This window comes from Nocardia sp. NPDC004260, from assembly GCF_053603155.1.
In genome coordinates, this window is record NZ_JBSGEZ010000103.1 from 1 (window position 1) to 18,213 (window position 18,213).

Genomic DNA, 18,213 nt, shown 5'->3' on the forward strand with positions numbered 1-18,213 from the left:
ACACGCAACTGAAGCGACACAACCGACTCCGCCTCACCCACCGACCGGTTCGCAAATTTGACGACCAGGTCAAACCCTTATGTGAGCGGCATTGGGGTTAGTTTGCCCGCGTCTACTTGGGTTACGAGGTAGTCGAGTCGGGTGCGGTCGGCGCGGACCAGGACTGTGTGGACCTTGGTGCCGCGCAACGGGATCGGGGTGTTGGGAACGCTGATCGACGCGAATCGTCCGCCGCCGCGCACCGCGGCGAGCGTCGCAGGGCCGAGGGCGGCCGCGTCCAGGGCGGCGTCGACGCCGCCGGGGACGATGGCGCGGACGGCATCCGGCAAGGATGCCTGGCGCGGAACGAAATCGGTGGCGCCCAAGGCGCGCACCGCGTCCTCGTCGGCGGGTGCGGCCGCGGCGATCACCCGGATACCTTGCGCCGCCGCGAGTTCGACCGCGAAGCCGCCGACAGCCCCCGCCGCGCCGGTGACCAGCAGCGTGTCGGTGGACGCGAGATCCAGCGCGTCGAGAGCCTGCAGCGCGGTGAGACCGTTGAGCGGGAGGGTCGCCGCTTGCACCGGCGACACGGAAACCGGAGCGGGCGCGACATTCCCGGCCTCCAGCACCACATAGTCGGCCTGCGCACCGAGCGAGACGTCGAGCCGGTCGCTGATGCCGATCACCGCTTGCCCCACCGTGAACTCCGTGACGCCCGCGCCGAGCGCGTCGACCGTGCCCGCGACATCCCAGCCGACGCCCCACTGATCGCGCGGCGCGGCGAACGGTGTGCCGCCCACGCCAGCCCGCACCATCAGATCCACGGGGTTCACCGTCGCCGCCGCGACCGCGATGCGAACCGTACCCGGACCGGGCCGCGGGGTCGGCACTTCCACGATCTCCACCACGGCTTCCGGTCCCGGCCGGCGGACTACCACTGCACGCATGATGTTCCTTCCTCTCTGCTGCCGACCAATCTAGGAACGGTTACTATCCAATGGGTAGTAGTTACCCGAAAGTGCGTTAGAGGCAGAGAGGTGCTCCCGATGGCGACAAAGACCGCGGCGCAGCGCCGTGAACTGGCCAAACAGCGGTACGACGCGTACATCGCCGAATGCCCGACCCGGCAACTCCTGGACCGGATCAGCGACAAATGGGTGAGCCTCGTATTGGCCGCCCTCGCCGACGGGCCGTTGCGCTACGGCGAACTGAACCGGATCATCGCGGGCGTGAGTCCCAAGATGCTCACGCAGACGCTGCGCGGACTGGAACGCGACGGCCTGGTGGAGCGGCGGATCACCGCGGAAGTCCCGGTCCGCGTCGACTACGAACTCACCCCGCTCGGCCGCAGTCTTCAGCCGGTCATGAGCGCGGTGAAAGCATGGGCGGAGACACGCATGGACGACGTGATCGCCGCGCGGGCGCGCTACGACCGCACCGTCCAATAAACCGGTTGTCCGGTCTGAAAATGTGCTCCCACCTGTGGCTATGCATCGCAGGACGAATCGGGCTGCTGGCCTTAATCTGAATGCCATGACAACGGCATTCGATGATATGGATCTGCGCGATCTTGTCGGACTGCTCAACGAAGAGGAACAACGGGAGCTGCGGCCTGCGGTGCTGCGCGTGCTCGGTCGCCTCCCTTCGCAAGAGGTGCTCCGGCGCGAGCTCGGCCTTCGGCTGAAGGTCTGAGCGCCCGGTAACGCACCGGCGACATACGGCAGGGCCGCCGCGCAGGATTCACCTGCGCGGCGGCCCTGTGTTCTGGGCACCTAGCCCGTGGTCAGCTCGCTGAACGCGACGTCGATGGGTATCGGCACGTCCACAGCCAGACGGCGAGTATGCAGACAGACCAGGTGGTAGCGACCTTCGGAGAGCCGGTACTCCTCGATCTGCTCGATTCCACCGCCGGGCTCGGTGAGGAAGACGATGAGGTAGACCGGGATACCGACCGCCGCGTATGCGGCCTTTTTCTCCACCGTATCGGTGTGGTGTGAACTGTCGGGAGAGACGATCTCGACCACGAGCACGGTGTCATCGGCATACAGCCGCGCATCGTCGTCCAGACAGCGAGACACGACGACGTCCGGTCGGCGGAGGCTGAGCGGAACGTCGCCGAGCCGCCGCGCAGGAACAGCGCCCTACGCGACGGCTCGGGTTCGGGTGGTTCACCCGATCAGAACACGCGCATACTGCCCGGCGACCAGAGGCCCGAGCGTGTCGCGGTGCCGGTGTCCAGCTTCGCCGGGACGGCGCTGCGGTCGTACTGTTCGTAGCGCTCCAGGGAGCCCCAGTCACGCGCCCAGTCGTCCTTCAGGTATGTGGGCACGGAGATGGACCTGGCCAGCATCTGTGTGAAGCCGAGCACGCCGCCGAACTCCTCGGCCTGCCAGGTATTCGTCGAGCTGATGGCCAGCGGGCGGTCCGGCAGGATGCGGTAGCCGGGCGCCTCGGCCACGCCGTTGCGGTGGTCGAACGGACGCTGGCACGGGAACTGCAAGCCCACCGCCCAGTCGAGCAGGATCGGCTGCTGAGAACCCAGCAGGCTGTTGAGCGTCTGCAACTTCGGCATCCGCGGCGGCGTGAACGCCAGCCACTGGTCCCCGATCAGGATCGGGTCGTTGGCGACGATGCGCACCGCGTCGGCGTCGGGCGCGATCTCGTCCAGCGGCACCCGCAGGTTGCGCCAGGACGGGAACGGGCCGATATCACGCGGCAGGTAGGTGCCGAGCTTCTGCACGCTGCCGTCGGGCTGCCGCTTGCCGTAGTCGACGGTCAGCGACTGGCCGTACTTCATCGCGCCGGTGTCGTCGAAGGAGAGGATGCGACCGGCGGCCGAGATCACCACCAGCGGCTTGTCCGCCGAACGCGCGGGCAACTGGTACCAGCTCGAGGTGACGTTCGCGGGCTGCTGCACGCCGTTCTGGTAGCTGCCGAGGATCGGCGTGGTCGCCGGATCCAGGCCGAACGGGAGGGCGACGGTGGAGCCGTTGACGCCGCGCGCGCCCTGGCCGCCGCCGGTGCCCGCGCTCTGCCCCTCCGCGAAGGCCGCGCCGACCGACTGCGTGGAAGTATTCCCGGTGCCCGGCTTCACCTCGACGCTGTCGGCGGACAGATCATTGGGCACGCCGTTGGGGTCGAAACCGACCGGATCGACACCGGCCAGCGGATCGGACGGATTCGTCGGCGGGTGCGCCGGATCGATGATCGGCTCCAACTTGCCCGCGTTCGGGTCCGGCTCGACCAGCACGTCGTTGGCCAGGCCGCAGGTGCTGCCGCTGAGCGCGTCGATATTCGACCGGGCCAGCGAGTACGCCGGATACTGCGAGACCGCGCCCTTCACCAGCGAGAGCACCTCGAGCGCGACCATCAGCGCGGCGACCACGGTCAGCGGGATCGCCGCGAACCGGCGGATCCGCCTGCCGCGCGCCGTCTTGGCCGACGGCTGCGGCGCGGTGTAGTCCTCCCGCAGCGCGTACCAACCGACCAGCGCAAGCGCCACGCCGAACAGCACGAGCATGAGGGTGTTCGACTGGTAGCCGTGCAGCGAGACGCGCTTGTCGAACCACGGCACACCGAAGCTGGACACGTACCAGTAGCCGTTGATGCCGGAGAACGCGATCGCGAGCACGAACAGCAACCCGGCCAGGAAGATGGCCCGGTTCTTGCGGGCCCGCAGGGCACTCGCCGAGACCGCGACCGCGGTGACCGCCGCCAGCGAACCCGCGATGCCCGCGTACGCGCCGAAGTGGTGGGTCCACTTGGTCGGGTTGAACATCATGAAGAAGATCGTCCCGAAGACCACGCCCATCAACCGCCAGGTCGGACCACTGGAGATACCCGGTACCCGCCTGCGCCGCAGCAGCACCAGCATGGTGGTGAACAGGCACAGCAGCATCACCAGGAAGGCGAAGCGCCGCGACAGCGAGCCGTCGACGGTCTCCACGAACAGGTAGTAGTAGCGCAGGTAGTCCTCGTACCAGGCCAGGTTCGGCCCGGTCACCTGGCGAACCCGGTTGGCCTCCTGGATGCCCGCGAAGGTCTGGTCGGTGTAGACGGCCGTGAGCACGAGCACGCCCGCCGCGGCGATCGGTGCGAGCAGCGGCAGCGTCGAGCCCCACCGACCGGCGCCGAGCGCGGCGAACTGCCGGTGCTTGCGTACCACGATGCGCAGCATCGGACGGATACCGGCCAGCAGCGCGGCGACGCACATCAGGCCCGTCGGCGCGGCGGCGAGAGTGAACGCCGCCACCAGGACGGCCACCGCGGCGGGCAGCAGCCGTCCGGTCGCGATGGCCCGCTCGATCGACACCCAGGTCAGCAGGGCACCGAGCGCGACGATCGGCTCGGAGCGCAGGCCGTTGTCGAACGGCAGCCAGAACGCCAGGAACACCAGCCCGCCGGTCCACAGCGCCACCTTGCTGGTGCGCACCCCGCGACCCAGCCGGGGCACCACCTCGCGGCTGATCACCAGCCAGCACAGGATCGCGCAGGCCAGCGCCGGCAACCGCACCCAGGCACTGGCGGTGGAGATCTCGGAGAAGACCTGGATCACGTAGTAGTACCAGCCGAACGGCGCCTCCGGCACGCCGTACCAGCGGAAGTAGTTGGCCATGTAGCCCGCGTGCGGGGCCACCCGCACCATGCTGAGGATGTAGCCGTCGTCGGAGGTGTTCGCGCCCGCGAAATGCCACAGCAGCAGCGTGCCGACCACCGCGCCGTCCGCCCAGGTCGGCTTCAGCCAGTTCGCGGGCAGGAACCGGCGGTGCCCACGCCCGTCACTGCTGTCGAGCCGGGCCAGCGCCGCCAAGGCGATCAGCGTGCACAGCACCGCCGCGATCATCGCGACCAGCTTGATCGCGGTCGGGCTGGAGGAGAAGCGGGTGTCCACCGTCATGGTGAACGACAAACCGCTCGGCGCCGCGCCCTTCAGATCGGAGAACACCCCGACCACCTGGGGCCGCAGATCGCCGCCGAGCTGCCCCTCCGCCGGCACGGTGACCGACTCGTTCGCCCCGGGCGCCCCGCCCTCGATCGGCCGCTCCACCTGCCTGGTGAGCCCGTTGAACACGCCGTAGGTGCTGTCGCTGTCCGAGGCGATGCTCAGCGACGTGCACTCGCCCATGCGGTTGCGGTCGGCCGACACCACCACCGCGTTGCGGTCGATCACGTCCACCGAGGTCTCCGACACCCGCACGAACAGCGCCTCCAGCGCGGCCCGGTCGCCCTGCGGCGGCGCGGTGGCCAGCAACATGCCACCGCGCTCGGGTAGCTGGGCGATCGTCTCGCACGGGATCGTCGCCTTCAGATCGATCGGGACCTGCGACATCAGCGGCGCCTGCACATTGCCGAGCGTCCCGCCCTGCGGCCAGTTCAGCACCGCGGTCGTCTGCGTGACCGGCAGGAACGGCGTCGCCAGCGCGAACAACGCGCCGAGCACTCCGGCCACCAGCGCGATGAGCCGGGCGGTCCGGAAATCGTTCGGGGTCACCACCGGGGCGGCGGGAGGTTTCGTGAGAACAGCGGTTGCGGCGTCGGGCACGGTTGGCAATGCTAGCTGGCTCCCCCGCCTCTCCGGGTCTTTAGGCCGTGCTAGCCGGGTGTTGCGAGCTTCGCGTTCAGGTCCTGCGTCGGGTGCCGATCACATTCCGAGCGTTCCCGGCGAGTTACCCATGTGTATACGAAACCGGTTCTCCATATCCGACCCCGGTAGCCAGAAAAGTACCCGTATGACGCACCGGGCCGCAGAGAGATGGAAAGGTGGGTGTATGACCAAGGTGAATATCTCGACGAACTACGGATCGATCGTGCTCGAGCTGGACGATCAGAAAGCGCCCAACACGGTGCGCAATTTCGTGGACTACGCGAACGCCGGCCACTACAACGGCACCATCTTCCACCGCGTCATCCCCGGCTTCATGATCCAGGGCGGCGGGTTCGAGCCCGGGTTGCGTCAGAAGGGCACCAATGCCCCGATCCAGAACGAAGCGAACAACGGCCTGAAGAACAACAAGTACACCGTCGCGATGGCGCGCACCAACGACCCGCACTCGGCCACCGCGCAGTTCTTCATCAATGTCTCCGACAACGACTTCCTCAACCACTCCGCTCCCACCGCGGCGGGTTGGGGCTACGCCGTCTTCGGCGCGGTGACCGAGGGCGCCGACGTGGTCGACAAGATCGCGGGTGTCCGCACCTCCTCGGCGGGCATGCATCAGGACGTGCCGGTCGACGACGTCGTCATCGAATCCGTCACCGTCAGCTGATCATTCGAGACGCCAGACGCGAATCGGGCCGCGCCCCTTGGGGTGCGGCCCGATCGTGTACCGGTCGCTACAGCGGCAGCAGGTGATGCTTGCGCGGATTGCGAGCAACGGACTTGTCCCGCAACAGTTGTAGCGCACGACGGATTTCCAGCCGGGTCGTCGATGGCTCGATGACCGCGTCGACGTATCCGCGTTCGGCGGCCACCCACGGCGTCGCCACGGTGGCGTTGTAGAAATCGATCATCTGCTGGCGAATCGCCGCCCGCTGGTCCTCGGGCGCGGCGTCGATCTGCTTGGCTCCGATCAAGCTGACCGCGCTCTCGGCGCCCATGACCGCGATCCGCGCCGTCGGCCAGGCCAGGTTCACGTCGGCGCCCAGCTGCTTGGAGCCCATCACGGCGTAACCGCCGCCGTAGGACTTGCGGATCACCACGGTGACCTTCGGCACCGACGCCTCCACATAGGAGAACAGGAACCGTCCACCGCGCTTGATGACGCCGATCTTCTCCTGTTCCACACCGGGCAAGAACCCGGGCGTGTCCACGACGAACACCAGCGGGATCTCGAACGCGTCGCACAGACGCACGAAATGTGCCGCCTTGTCCGAGGCGCGGGCGTCCAGCGCGCCCGCGTACACCATCGGCTGGTTGGCCACCACGCCGACGCTGCGGCCGTCCACGCGGGCGAAGCCGGTGATGACGTTGCGCCCCGCCGAAGCGCCGAATTCGTGGAAGGCACCGTCGTCGAAGATGCGCAGCAGGATCTCGTGCATGTCGTACCCGGCGTTGTCGGAGTCCGGGACGATCGAGTTCAGCTCCAGGTCGGTGTCGGTGATCTCCGGCTCCAAGCCGGGATTCACGATCGGCGCCAGCTCCTGGCAGCTGGTCGGCAGGTAGCTCAGGTAGTCGCGCACCCACTCGAAGGCGGCCGATTCGTCCTTGGCCACGTGGTGGATGTTGCCGTACTCCGCCTGGCTGCGCGCGCCGCCGAGTTCCTCGAGACTCACGTCCTCGCCGGTGACCTCACGGATCACCTTCGGCCCGGTGACGAACATGTACGCCTCTTCGGTCGCCACCACCACGTCGGTGTTGATCGGGGCGTAGACGGCGCCACCGGCGCATTTGCCGAGGATCATCGAGATCTGCGGGACCAGCCCGGACAGCGGCTCCTGTCGCCGCCCCAGCTCGGCGTACCAGGCCAGTGAGGTCACCGCCTCCTGCACGCGCGCGCCGCCGGAGTCGTTGATGCCGACCACCGGGCACCCCACCTTGGCGGCGTACTCCAGGATCCCGGCCACCTTGCGGCCGAACATCTCGCCGACCGAACCGCCGTAGACGGTCTGGTCGTGCGAGAACACCGCCACGGGCCTGCCTTCGACCAAACCGTGCCCGGTGACGACGCCGTCGCCGTAGAGCGCGGCGGAGTCGCCCGGTTTGCGGACCAGCGCGCCGATTTCCACGAAGGTTCCCGGATCGAGCAGCATGTTGATCCGGTCGCGGGCGCTGGGGATGCCTTTCTTCGCCCGCTTGGCCACGCCCGCTTCACCCGCCGGCTCCTGCGCTAATTCCAGACGCTTGCGCAGGTCGGCGAGTTTTTCGGCAGTAGTGCTCACTTGGCCCCTTTCGCCTCGATCGCGGCGAGCTTCGCGGTCAGGTCGGCTCCGATCTTGCCGATCCGCGGTTCGTCGATGATCTGCAGGTGGTCGCCGGCGATGTGGACGACCTCCAAATTCGGGATGTACTCGTCCCAGCCGCCGTTCGGCACCCGGTCGGCGAAGCGTGGCTCGAGCTCGATCATCCCGTCGTGGTAGCGATCGGCGAGGTAGAGCACGACGTTGCCGTCGTAGTGGGACGGTTGGGTACGGGCGAGATGGCGACTATCGATCCACGAGGTGCGCTGATGCTCGAGCACGCCACCGGGAATCTTCGCGCCACTGATCTTGATCAGGTCGCTGATCATCTTGAACTGCTCTTCGTCGGAAGCCGCGGCCAGTGTCTCCAGCTGTTCGCGGTCCAGTTCGCCGTCGACGCCATAGGTCTTCTTGGCGAAGGTTTGGTAGCGCTCGATCCGCCGCACCCGCTCCTCGGGACTGTTGTCCTCGCCCTGCGTCGGAATGGCCAGATCGATCAGGCCGACCACGCGCACGTCCGCGCCCTCGGCCCGCAGCAGTTGCGCGGTCTGCATGGCCAGCACCGCGCCCAGCGACCAGCCGTACAGCACGAACGGCCCATCGCCCTGGAGCTTGCGCAGCTCGGGCAGGTATTGGCGGGCTCGTTCCTCGATGGAGCCGTCGACCCGTTCCAAGCCGTACATCGGCGTGTCGGCGGGCAGCCGCTTCAGCAGAGGTTCGTACACCAGTGTGTTTCCACCGGAGGGATGGAACACGAACACCGGAACCGCGTTCGAGCCCTCCGCGCGAGCCCGCAGCGGACGCACGCACCCGTCCACATCCGCGCCGCTGTCCTGCAGGTTGCGAACGATGTCGGAGAGCTGCTCGATGGTCTCGCAATCGAGCACGTCGTCCACGGTGACCTCGGCCTTGACCCGCTCGGTCAGGCGCGCGGCCAGCTTCTCCGCGGTGTCCTCGTCGAGGATCGGCAGCGTGTTGAAGATGCCTCCGGCCGACTTGCCGGTGACCACCGCCCAGGTGGCGAAGGTCAGGCGCTCGGCGGCGTCGCGCGGCGGGACGTCGTCCTCGTCGGCGGGCTGCTCGGCAGCGCCGCCGAACACGGCCGCGGGCGCGGCAGCAGGCTGGGGTGCGGGCGCCACGGCTTCGGGCACAGCGCTTTCCGGCGCCACGGAATCCGTCGGCGCGTCAGCCGGTGCGGTCTCGGGCGCGTCGGTCGTCTTGCCGGTGACCGCCGCGACCGGGTCGGCCCCGGTGGCCAGCGCCGCGCGGGCCGTGGCGATGAAATCGGAGTCGACGGCCAGCTCGCCGGTGCCGCCCGCGGCCTTGTCGGCGGCCTGCTGATCCGCCATCGCCTGCACCTCGTCGCGGTGCTCGATCGCGTACCGCAGCACCTTGCCGACCTCGTGCAGGCTCGCGTCCCGCACGGCCTGTACCTGCAACTGCGGGATGTCGAACTCGTACTCCACCCGGTTCTTGATGCGCATCGCCATCAGCGAGTCCAGACCGAGTTCCATCAGCGGGATCTCCATCGGAAGATCCTCGACCGCGTAACCCATGGACTCCGCGACGATCAGCGCGAGCCGCTCCTCGACGGTCTGCGTGCCGTTCGGATCCCACCGGTCGCCGAAGGTTTCCACGACCTCGATGTCGGCGTCGCCCTGGGGCTGTGCGGCGGGCACCGGGACCGTTTCGGCCACAACAGGTTCCGGCAGCGGAGCACCGGAGGTGACCACGGCGTCGAACACCAGGCGGAAGGCGCTGCCCTCCTTGGCATGCACCTGCACCGAGGCGCCGCCGGGATGCGGGGTGAGCGTGGTGGTGAGCGTGCCCGCGGCCGGGATCGGCGCGTGCGGGATGGACACGCCCAGCGACACCTCGCTGAGCACCTGCGCCGCCGCGGCGCGCACGAGTCCGGCGAGATCGGTCACCGAGGAGGCCTGGACCTCCCAGACGTGCCTGCCGTCCGGCAGCGCCACGTGCGCACCGGGAACCCGGCCGTTGCCGCCCGAGGACAGCTGGACCTTCGGCCAGTACTCCTTGCGCACGAACGTGGTGCGCGGAACGTCGGCGTACTCGCCTGCACCGAGCAGCGAGAACAGATCCACCTTGTGCCCGTGCACGTAGAGCTGGGCGAGCGCGGCGATCACACCGGCGGACTCGTCTTCTTTGCGCTTGAGCGTGGGGATGAGCTGCGCGTCGTGCACGCCCGCGGCGAAGGTGGTGCCCAGCACCTGCATCAGCGCGACGGAATTCGGCGCCAGCTCCAGGAACGTGGTGTGCCCCGCGTCCACGGCGAGCTTCACCGCGTTCGTGAAGTACACGCTGTGGCGCATGTTCTTGACCCAGTAGTCCTCGTCGTGGATCGGGTCGTGACCGGAGCGGAAGAACTCTTCCTTGTGCACCGTCGAGTACAGGCCGGTCTTCAGCTTGGTCGGCTCGATACCGGCCAGCTCCGCGGCCAGCTCGCCGAGCAGCGGATCCATCTGCGAGGTGTGGCCCGCACCGCGGGTCTGCAGCACCCGGGCGAACTTGCCCGCCGCCTCCACCCGCGCGACGATCGCCGCGACCTGGTCCTGCGGACCGCCGATCACCGTGTTCGTCGGCGCGGCGTACACCGCGACCTCGACGTCCGGGTATTCCGGCAGCAGCTTCGCGACGTCCTCGGCGCTGTACTCGATGAGCGCCATGTTGCGCACGTCGTCGTCGCTGATCATCTGCTCGCCCTCGCCCATGAGGCGGGAACGGGCGCAGATCACGCGCACCGCGTCCTCGAGCGAGAGACCACCGGCGATGTACGCGCCCGCGACCTCGCCCATGGAATGACCCACCACCGCTTCGGGTTCCGCGCCGTGCGCGCGCAGCAGCGCCGCCAGTCCGACCTGGATGGTGAAGATGCCGACCTGCGAGGTGCCGACGTTGTAGTCCTGGCTGTCGTCGAGGAACAGTTCGCGCACCGAGTATCCGGCCTCGTCCTGCACCAGCTCGTCGACCTCGTCGACGGCCTTCGCGAAGATCGAGTTCTCCAGGTAGAGCTGCTTGCCCATCTTGCGGTGCTGCGCGCCGAAACCGGCCAGCACCCACATCGGGCCCATGGCCGCGGGCGCGTCCGCGGTGAAGACGCCGGTGCCCGGCTTGCCCGCCGCGATGGCGCGCAGTCCGGCGATCGCCTCTTCGTGCGTCTTGGCCAGCACCACGCCGCGCGAACGCCAGTGGCTGCGCTTGGCCAGCGACCGCGCCACATCGGCGAGCGGAGTCTGCGCGCCCGCCTCGGATTCCAGCCAGTCGGCCAGCTCGGCGGCGGCACGACGGCGCCGCGAAGGCAGATAACCCGATACGGGCAGGATCTGCGGCAGCGGCTCGGTGCGCTCGGCGGTCCATTCCGCGTCGGCTTCGGCCGCCACCTCGGCCACGGCGTCGCGGGCCTCGGATTCCGTCGCCGCGTCGGTGGTCTCCTCCACCGCGTCCTCGTCCAGCCGAGCCTCCAGCTCGGAGAAAGGAGCCTGGGTGTCGGTCGTGGTCGGCACGTATTCCTGGACGACGACGTGCGCGTTGGTGCCGCCGAAGCCGAAACCGGAGATGCCGATGGTGGCCTTGCCGCTGTAGCGGGGGAACTCGGTGGGCTCGTCGACGATCTTCAGGTGCGCCTGATCCCACGGGATGTACGGGTTCGGTCCGGCGTAGTTGATGTTCGGCGGAATGACGTTGTGCTGCAACGACATGATCACCTTCGCCAGGCTCGCCGCACCGGCGCCCGACTCCAGGTGACCGAAGTTGGTCTTGGCCGAACCGAGCAACGCGGGCTCGTCGGCTGCGCGTCCCCGGCCGACCACCCGGCCGAGCGCGTCGGCCTCGATCGGGTCGCCGATCAGGGTGCCGGTTCCGTGCGCCTCGATGTAATCCACCGCCGACGGCGCGATGCCCGCGTCCCGGTAGGCGCGACGCAGCACTTCGGCCTGCGCGTCGGGATTCGGGGCGAGCAGACCGTTGGACCGCCCGTCGTTGTTCACCGCGGAGCCCTTGATCACGGCGTAGATCGTGTCGCCGTCGCGTTCCGCGTCGGCGAGCCGCTTCAGCACCACCAGACCGCCGCCCTCGGAGCGGACCATGCCGTCGGCGTCGCTGGAGAATGCCTTGATGTGCCCGTCCTTGGCGACGCCGCCATTGGCGTCGAAACCGAGCGTGGCCATCGGCGCGAGCAACATGTTCACGCCACCGGCGAGCGCCAGGTCGGCGTCACCGCTGCGCAGCGCCTGCACCGCCTCGTGCACCGCGACCAGGGTCGAGGAGCAGGCGGTGTCCACGGCCACCGACGGACCGCGGAAGTCGAAGAAGTAGGAAACCCGGTTGGGGATGATGGACGTGACGCTGCCCATGATCGCGTAGGCCTCGGCCGATACCGGCACGTTCGGATCGCGCTCGCTGCCAAGGCCGAGCGCCGCGAGCAGCATGAAGTCGTTGCCCGACGAGCCGATGAACACGCCGACCGGCTCGCCCTTGAGTTCGCTGGCCGGAATCCTGGCGTGCTCCAACGCCTCCCAGGTCAGCTCCATCATCAGGCGCTGCTGCGGATCGACCCGCTCGACCTCGACCGGCGACATGGCGAAGAACTCGGCGTCGAAACCCTTGACGACGTCCTGATCGAGATAGCCGCCCCTGGTGTTGGCGTTCTCGACCGCTTCCGCCAACCGCGGCTCGGCCAGGAACTCCGACCAGCGCCCTTCGGGCCGCTCCCGGATGCCGTCACCGCGTCCGATGAGGAATTCCCACGTCGACTCCGGAGTGTCGCCCGCGCCGGGCAGCCGCGTCGACAGACCTACGATCGCGATGTCGTGCGCCTCACCCGGCGCGTAGCCCGCGGTGTAGTAGGCGTCGTCGGACGACTCCGCGGGCAGGTCCGGCTCACCGTTGATGATCCGCTCGGCCAGCGAGGCGATGGTCGGATGCTGGTACACGATCGTCGCGTTCAGCATCACGCCGGTCAGTTCCTCGATGTCCCCGCCGAGGGCGATGGCGTCCCGCGAGGCGAGCCCGAACTCCTCCATCGGCCGGTCCACGGTGATCTGCTCGATCGGTTGCCCGGTCGCCTCGGAGACCCAGCGCCGCAGCCACTCACGCAGCTCCGCCACCGACATGTCGGTCTGCGCGCCGTCCTTCGCGGACTCGGCCGGGGCCGCCGCGTCGGCGACGGTCTCCACGGGTGGGGTGTCGGTCGTCTGGGTGGGCGTGCCCTCGTTGTCAGCCATCAATTCCTCAAGCTACCTGTCTGCGTACCGGGCGTACCGTGTTTGACGGCTCGGCGCTCGAGAAGCTCGGCGCCGAGCGTCGATGGTCGGTCCGAGGCCGCCCCTGGCAATTACTCTTCCGGTGCATCGGGGAAAGCCTGCTGGGTGTAACCACCCCGCAGCGTTCCCTCCAGATAGGCCGCCCGGCAGGCGCGGCGGGCGATCTTGCCGCTGGAGGTGCGGGGGATCGATCCCGCGGGCACCAGCAGCACGTCTCGAACGGTCACGCCGTGGCGCTGGGAGATCGCCGCGCGCACCGCGTCGGCGATCGGCAGCGGATCGGCCTTGCCCGCACCCGGACCGCGCTCACCCACGATGACCAGCTGCTCGGACGCGTCGTCGGCGTCGAACTGCAGGCCGGAGTGGCTGCCCTGCTCGAACACCTCGGCAGGGAGCTGGTTGGCGGGCACCGAGAACGCCGCCACGAAGCCGGGACGCAGCGCGGTGCTGGCTTCCTGCGCGGAGAACTCGAGGTCCTGCGGGTAGTGGTTGCGACCGTCCACGATCACCAGGTCCTTGACCCGGCCGGTGATGTAGAGCTCGCCCTCGAAGTACACGCCGTAGTCGCCGGTGCGCATCCAGTTCGCGTCCGGCTCGGTGCCCTCGGCGTGGCTGCCCTCGGACAGGCGCTCGGTGACCTTGTTCTGGAACGTCGCCGCCGTCTCGTCGGGACGGCCCCAGTAGCCGATGCCCATGTTGTTGCCGTGCAGCCAGATCTCGCCCACGTGCCCGTCGGGCACCTCGCGACCGCCGCCCGACTCCACGGACTCCGGATCGATGATCGTCGCCCACTGCGAGAGCGCGATATAGCCGCAGGACACCTGCGCGATCGCGTCCTCGTGGCCGGGGTCGACCTTCACCATGCGGCCCGCGTTGAGTTCCTTGCGGTCGACGTAGGTGACCTTGGCCTCGTCCTCGGCCTTGGTGGCGGAGACGAACAGCGTGGCCTCGGCCATGCCGTAGCAGGGCTTGATGGCGGTCTTGGGCAGCCCGTAAGGGGCGAACGCCTCGTTGAACTTCTTCATCGAGGAGGTGGTCACCGGCTCGCTGCCGTTGATCAGGCCGATGACGTTCGACAGATCCAGCGACTCGCCGTTCTTCGGCAGACCGCGCGCCGCGGCGTGCTCGAACGCGAAGTTCGGTGCGGCGGCGAAGGTTCCGGCGCCGTCGGAAACCGCGGCCAGCTCCTTGATCCACCGGTAGGGACGGCGCACGAACGCGCTCGGCGACATGATGGTGATGTACTTGCCGCCCACCGCGGGCAGGATCACCGTCAGCAGGCCCATGTCGTGGAACAGCGGCAGCCAGGTGACGCCGCGTGAGTTCCAGTCCAGGTTGATCGCGTCGACCATCTGCAGCACGTTGGTGCCCACCGCGCGGTGCGTGATCTCCACACCCGCGGGCACCCGGGTGGACCCCGAGGTGTACTGCAGGTAGGCGATGTCATCGATCGCGATGTCCGGGCGCACCCAGCTCTCGCCGACGCTGTCGGGAATCGCGTCCACCGCGATGATGCGCGGGCGCTGGGCGGCGGGCAGCGAGCGGAAGAACTGCCGCACCCCGGCCGCGGAGGAGCTCGCGGTCAGGATGGCCGAGGGCTCACAGTCGCCGAGCACCGCGTGCAGGCGATCGGTGTGGCCTGGCTCGTCCGGGTCGAACAGCGGGACCGAGATGGTGCCCGCGTAGATCGCGGCGAAGAAGGAGATCACGTAATCCAAGCCCTGCGGCGCGAGGATCGCGACCCGGTCGCCCGGGTTGGTCACCTGCTGCAGTCGAGCGGCCACCGCGCGCAGCCGAATACCGAACTCACGCCACGTCAACTCCTGCGCCTCACCGTCGCGCTCGCGCGAGTAGTCGATGTAGCGATACGCCAGGGTGTTCGCGTCGTTCCGGGTGTGCTTCTCGACGTGATCAACCAGGGTGTGATCCTCGGGAATGCGGATGTTCCCGGTTTCGTCCAGGTAGTCGTCGAAAGTCTCTTCCATTCCTTCTTCTCCTCCGAGGCACACGCAGCAAGACGGCGAGATCGCCGCTTTTACCTGTGAGGCCCCGACTCGCTTTCGCCCGCGGGTGCTCCAAGTGCAGAGCCAGCCTGCAGATTTTGTGCGGTCTGCGCGGTGACCGCTATCGGCTAGATGTACTCAAACCAGAGTCATGTTACAGAGAAGACCGGTTCACTCGTCCCGCAGCAGGGGAATAACGGGGGCGAACGCGTCCATCTGGGTGGGGAATACACCGACATAGGACATCGAGGTGAGCTGCCGCACACGGCGGATCTGCTCGGCGATCTCCTCGAATGTTCCGATCGCCACGTAGGGCGAGTTCAGGATGTCCTCGACGGACAGCTGAACATCGACCTCCAGGTTCGGGTGCAGTCCCCGGTCCAACGCCGACAGCGCCATCTCCGCGGTCTTCTCGCGATCGTCGGTGATCACGATGGCGGTGATGGCCCAGTTCAGCTCGATGTCGGCGAACCGGTCACCGGCGGCCTCCTTGATCAGATTCACCTTTTCCACGGCCTTCTCGATGGTGATGCCGGAGAGCAGGCCCTTGCCGTTCTTGGTGGTCACGGGAACGACGGAGACGATGTCGGCGTGCTTGGCGGCCAGCCGCAGCATCTTCGGACCGCCGCCGCCGGTGCAGATCGGGGGGCGTGGGCCCTGCCGCGGCCGTGGGGTCCCCTTGACACCGCGGACCTGGTAGTGCTTGCCCTCGAAGGTGCACTCCTGGCCGCGCAGCAGCACGTCGAGAATGGTCAACGACTCGTCCAGCTTCTCCAGCCGGACACCGGGCGACTCGTACGGGATGCCCGCGTTCTCGAACTCCTCCTTGATCCAGCCCGCGCCGACGCCGACCTCGAGCCTGCCCTTGGAGAGCACGTCGATGGTCGCCAGATCCTTGGCCAGCACGACGGGGTGGCGGAAACCGTTCGCCAGCACCGACGTGCCGAGCCGGATCTTCTCGGTGGCCTGGGTCAGCGCGCCGAGTGCGGCGATCGGCCCGATCTGCTCACCGAGGTGGTCGGGCACCACGAAGGTGTCGAAGCCGTACTCCTCGGCCTGCTGAGCGGTCTGCACGAACTTCCGCGCGCCGCCCTCCTGCTTGTTTCCTTCCCCGGCCGCCGCGAAGCGGAACGGGCGCAACGGAGTGCCCAGCGCGGACAACGCAGCATCCGCGTCACGGCTCGCCGTGGTGGCCGGTGCGGCGGCTTCTGTCATGAACTCATGCTCCTGGCTGTAAGGAAAATACGGGCGCGACGCCCCGTTCGGGTCCGCGCTGGGGTGGTGCCCGGCGTCGCGATCACCAGCGCACTTTACAGCGTGCTACCCAACTCGAGTTGCGCTTGTCACGCCAATCCGGTGCGGGGTATCTCACGGGCTGTGAATTCTCACGAATGAGCCGGATGCGGCGCTGTCTCGATGAGTCCGGCCGCCCAGTTCGCCGTCCACTGCGTCGCGGTGTTGCCGTCGCCGTCCACGACGAAGCTGTTGTAGAGGGTATGCACCGGGTTTCCCGCGGCCCGGACCAGCGTGTTCACGCTGCCCAGGATGTTCCACGGACTCAGCGCCTCCCGGGGGGCGTCGCAGATCAGATCGCCGGGCGCGCACATGGTGTAGGTGCGATCGGCCAGCGTGCCGAAGCCCCCTTGACGCGGACCGGTCATCGTGATGCCGGGCACGTTCAACCCCTTCAGCGCGACTTCGGCACCCACACCCGGCGGCGGGGGGCCGATCTGGATCGCCTGGCCCGGGCCGTTGTCGCCGGTACGGCGTCCGTCGGCGATCAACGTGACGCCCAGCACCAGATCGGCGGGCACGGGGCCCGCGCCCGCACCGATCTGCGCGGCGACATCACCCGCGATCACCGCGCCCTGGGAGAACCCCGCGAGCACGTAGGTGGTCAGCGGGCACTCCTGGTGCCGCGCGGCCATGGCGTCGACCATCCGCTGGGTGCCCTCGGATCGGCTGTTGTTGTACGACTGCTGGCCGTCCGGCGGGATCGCGATCGGATTGGAGAACTGCGCGACGTACGGAACGGTGTACACGTCCACCCGCTCGCTCGGGAATCGCTGGGTGATCGGGCCGGAGACGTTGAGCATCAGCGACACCGGGTTGGCGGTCGGATTGTGCGGATCGTCGGCGCTGTTCGACTCCCACGTGCCGGGCACCGAGATCATCTGCACATCCGGACAGCTCGCGGGCTGCGAGGTCGGGCGTTCCGGCGGTTTCGGCCCGGGGCCGGGCGGGCGCAAACGCCCTGCGAGCAGGTACCACAGCAGCAGGACCACCAGGACGATCAGCAGGATGCCGCCGATCACGAGCAGACATCCCGCCGGCCTGGACCGGCGGGAGGTCGAACGGACGCGCGAACTCACTGGCAGTACGTGGCGCGAGCGGTGGAGATGTAGATCTGCCCGGCCTTCTCCACCGGCATCTTCGCCGGGTCGAAGGACGGATCCGAACCTGCCATGGCGTTGACGAAGGTCATCAGATCCTGATCGGACGCGCCCGCGGCGGTGCCCTGGCAGACGTACGCGCCGATGCTCAGCGCGATGTCCGGGCTCGACGGGGTGACACCCTGCTTGGCCAGCTCGTCCAGGAACTTCTTGTCCTTGTCGGTGAGCTTCGAGGTGTCGGCGGGCGGGACGGCTTCGGTCGGCACCGGTTGCGGACGCTCGGGCGCCACCGTCGTGGTGGGCTGCTCCGGCGCGGGAGCGGGCTGGCCGGTTCCGGCGGGAGTCGAAGCGACCGGCGACGTGGTCGCCGCCGCTGCCGTCGTGGTGCGGGTAGGCGATGGCGTGCTCGTCGCGGTCGAATCATTGTCGCCGCACGCGGCGAGCAGGCCGGTTGCGGCAATCGCCACAACCACGCCGAATACCTTTCCACGGGTCCGATGCATGAATTCTTGTCCTCGATCTGTCACTGAGCGGGGTCGGGTCGCCCACCAGGCTAGCGGTGTTGAATTTGCCGCGCCTTCGCGCGGCGTGTTCGCGGCCCCCTTGTGGCTCGCGTCCGAGCGACCGCCGCTGGCGACTGCGTCGCGAACGCGGCGG

At 68.4% G+C, this 18,213-nt stretch carries 11 protein-coding genes and 1 pseudogene; 3 read left to right on the forward strand and 9 right to left on the reverse strand.

Annotated elements, in window-relative coordinates:
• Window positions 1–77: 77 nt before the first annotated feature.
• Window positions 78–929: an NADP-dependent oxidoreductase gene (locus ACWEO7_RS34850; protein ID WP_452429583.1), complete on the reverse strand. Its 852-nt coding sequence runs from the start codon at window positions 927–929 to the stop codon at window positions 78–80.
• A 99-nt stretch (window positions 930–1,028) separates the two neighbouring features.
• Here ACWEO7_RS34850 and ACWEO7_RS34855 point away from each other — a divergent pair, with 99 nt between their 5' ends.
• Window positions 1,029–1,430: a winged helix-turn-helix transcriptional regulator gene (locus ACWEO7_RS34855; protein ID WP_452429585.1), complete on the forward strand. Its 402-nt coding sequence runs from the start codon at window positions 1,029–1,031 to the stop codon at window positions 1,428–1,430.
• Window positions 1,431–1,515: 85 nt separating this feature from the next.
• On the forward strand, window positions 1,516–1,674 hold the full coding sequence (locus ACWEO7_RS34860) for a hypothetical protein (RefSeq protein ID WP_452429587.1): 159 nt from the start codon (window positions 1,516–1,518) through the stop codon (window positions 1,672–1,674).
• Between the two features lie 80 nt (window positions 1,675–1,754).
• Here ACWEO7_RS34860 and ACWEO7_RS34865 read toward each other — a convergent pair.
• A pseudogene (locus tag ACWEO7_RS34865) lies at window positions 1,755–2,072 on the reverse strand (Uma2 family endonuclease); the annotation flags it as partial.
• Window positions 2,073–2,158: 86 nt separating this feature from the next.
• Entirely contained in the window at window positions 2,159–5,524 is a 3,366-nt protein-coding gene (locus ACWEO7_RS34870; RefSeq protein WP_452429589.1) for an arabinosyltransferase domain-containing protein, read from the reverse strand.
• Window positions 5,525–5,750: 226 nt separating this feature from the next.
• Here ACWEO7_RS34870 and ACWEO7_RS34875 point away from each other — a divergent pair, with 226 nt between their 5' ends.
• The gene (locus ACWEO7_RS34875) at window positions 5,751–6,248 is read left to right on the forward strand and encodes a peptidylprolyl isomerase (RefSeq protein ID WP_452429591.1); all 498 of its coding nucleotides are present in this window, start codon (window positions 5,751–5,753) and stop codon (window positions 6,246–6,248) included.
• Window positions 6,249–6,315: 67 nt separating this feature from the next.
• On the opposite strand, the gene ACWEO7_RS34880 is transcribed toward ACWEO7_RS34875, so the two are convergent.
• From ACWEO7_RS34880 to ACWEO7_RS34905, 6 genes are all read right to left on the reverse strand, one after another.
• The gene (locus ACWEO7_RS34880) at window positions 6,316–7,860 is read right to left on the reverse strand and encodes an acyl-CoA carboxylase subunit beta (RefSeq protein WP_452429593.1); all 1,545 of its coding nucleotides are present in this window, start codon (window positions 7,858–7,860) and stop codon (window positions 6,316–6,318) included.
• Entirely contained in the window at window positions 7,857–13,121 is a 5,265-nt protein-coding gene (pks13, locus tag ACWEO7_RS34885) for a polyketide synthase Pks13 (protein WP_452429595.1), read from the reverse strand. Before pks13 ends, ACWEO7_RS34880 begins: the two co-directional genes overlap by 4 nt.
• Before the next feature lie 110 nt (window positions 13,122–13,231).
• The gene (gene fadD32, locus ACWEO7_RS34890) at window positions 13,232–15,145 is read right to left on the reverse strand and encodes a long-chain-fatty-acid--AMP ligase FadD32 (RefSeq protein ID WP_450016913.1); all 1,914 of its coding nucleotides are present in this window, start codon (window positions 15,143–15,145) and stop codon (window positions 13,232–13,234) included.
• Between the two features lie 189 nt (window positions 15,146–15,334).
• A complete protein-coding gene (locus ACWEO7_RS34895; RefSeq protein ID WP_356963344.1) occupies window positions 15,335–16,378 on the reverse strand; it encodes an LLM class F420-dependent oxidoreductase in 1,044 nt (347 codons plus the stop codon).
• Window positions 16,379–16,548: 170 nt separating this feature from the next.
• Entirely contained in the window at window positions 16,549–17,541 is a 993-nt protein-coding gene (locus ACWEO7_RS34900) for a cutinase family protein (protein ID WP_452429598.1), read from the reverse strand.
• Window positions 17,532–18,029, reverse strand: coding sequence for a DUF732 domain-containing protein (locus ACWEO7_RS34905; protein WP_452429597.1), 498 nt, complete (start codon window positions 18,027–18,029; stop codon window positions 17,532–17,534). Before ACWEO7_RS34905 ends, ACWEO7_RS34900 begins: the two co-directional genes overlap by 10 nt.
• Window positions 18,030–18,213 lie beyond the last annotated feature (184 nt).

What these genes read in the sequence shown, in the direction of transcription:
- ACWEO7_RS34850 (WP_452429583.1), bottom strand. Translation starts at nt 929, where the DNA reads ATGCGTGCAGTGGTAGTCCGCCGGCCGGGACCGGAAGCCGTGGTGGAG.
- pks13 (WP_452429595.1), bottom strand. Translation starts at nt 13,121, where the DNA reads ATGGCTGACAACGAGGGCACGCCCACCCAGACGACCGACACCCCACCC.
- fadD32 (WP_450016913.1), bottom strand. Translation starts at nt 15,145, where the DNA reads ATGGAAGAGACTTTCGACGACTACCTGGACGAAACCGGGAACATCCGC.
- ACWEO7_RS34855 (WP_452429585.1), top strand. Translation starts at nt 1,029, where the DNA reads ATGGCGACAAAGACCGCGGCGCAGCGCCGTGAACTGGCCAAACAGCGG.
- ACWEO7_RS34860 (WP_452429587.1), top strand. Translation starts at nt 1,516, where the DNA reads ATGACAACGGCATTCGATGATATGGATCTGCGCGATCTTGTCGGACTG.
- ACWEO7_RS34875 (WP_452429591.1), top strand. Translation starts at nt 5,751, where the DNA reads ATGACCAAGGTGAATATCTCGACGAACTACGGATCGATCGTGCTCGAG.
- ACWEO7_RS34895 (WP_356963344.1), bottom strand. Translation starts at nt 16,378, where the DNA reads ATGACAGAAGCCGCCGCACCGGCCACCACGGCGAGCCGTGACGCGGAT.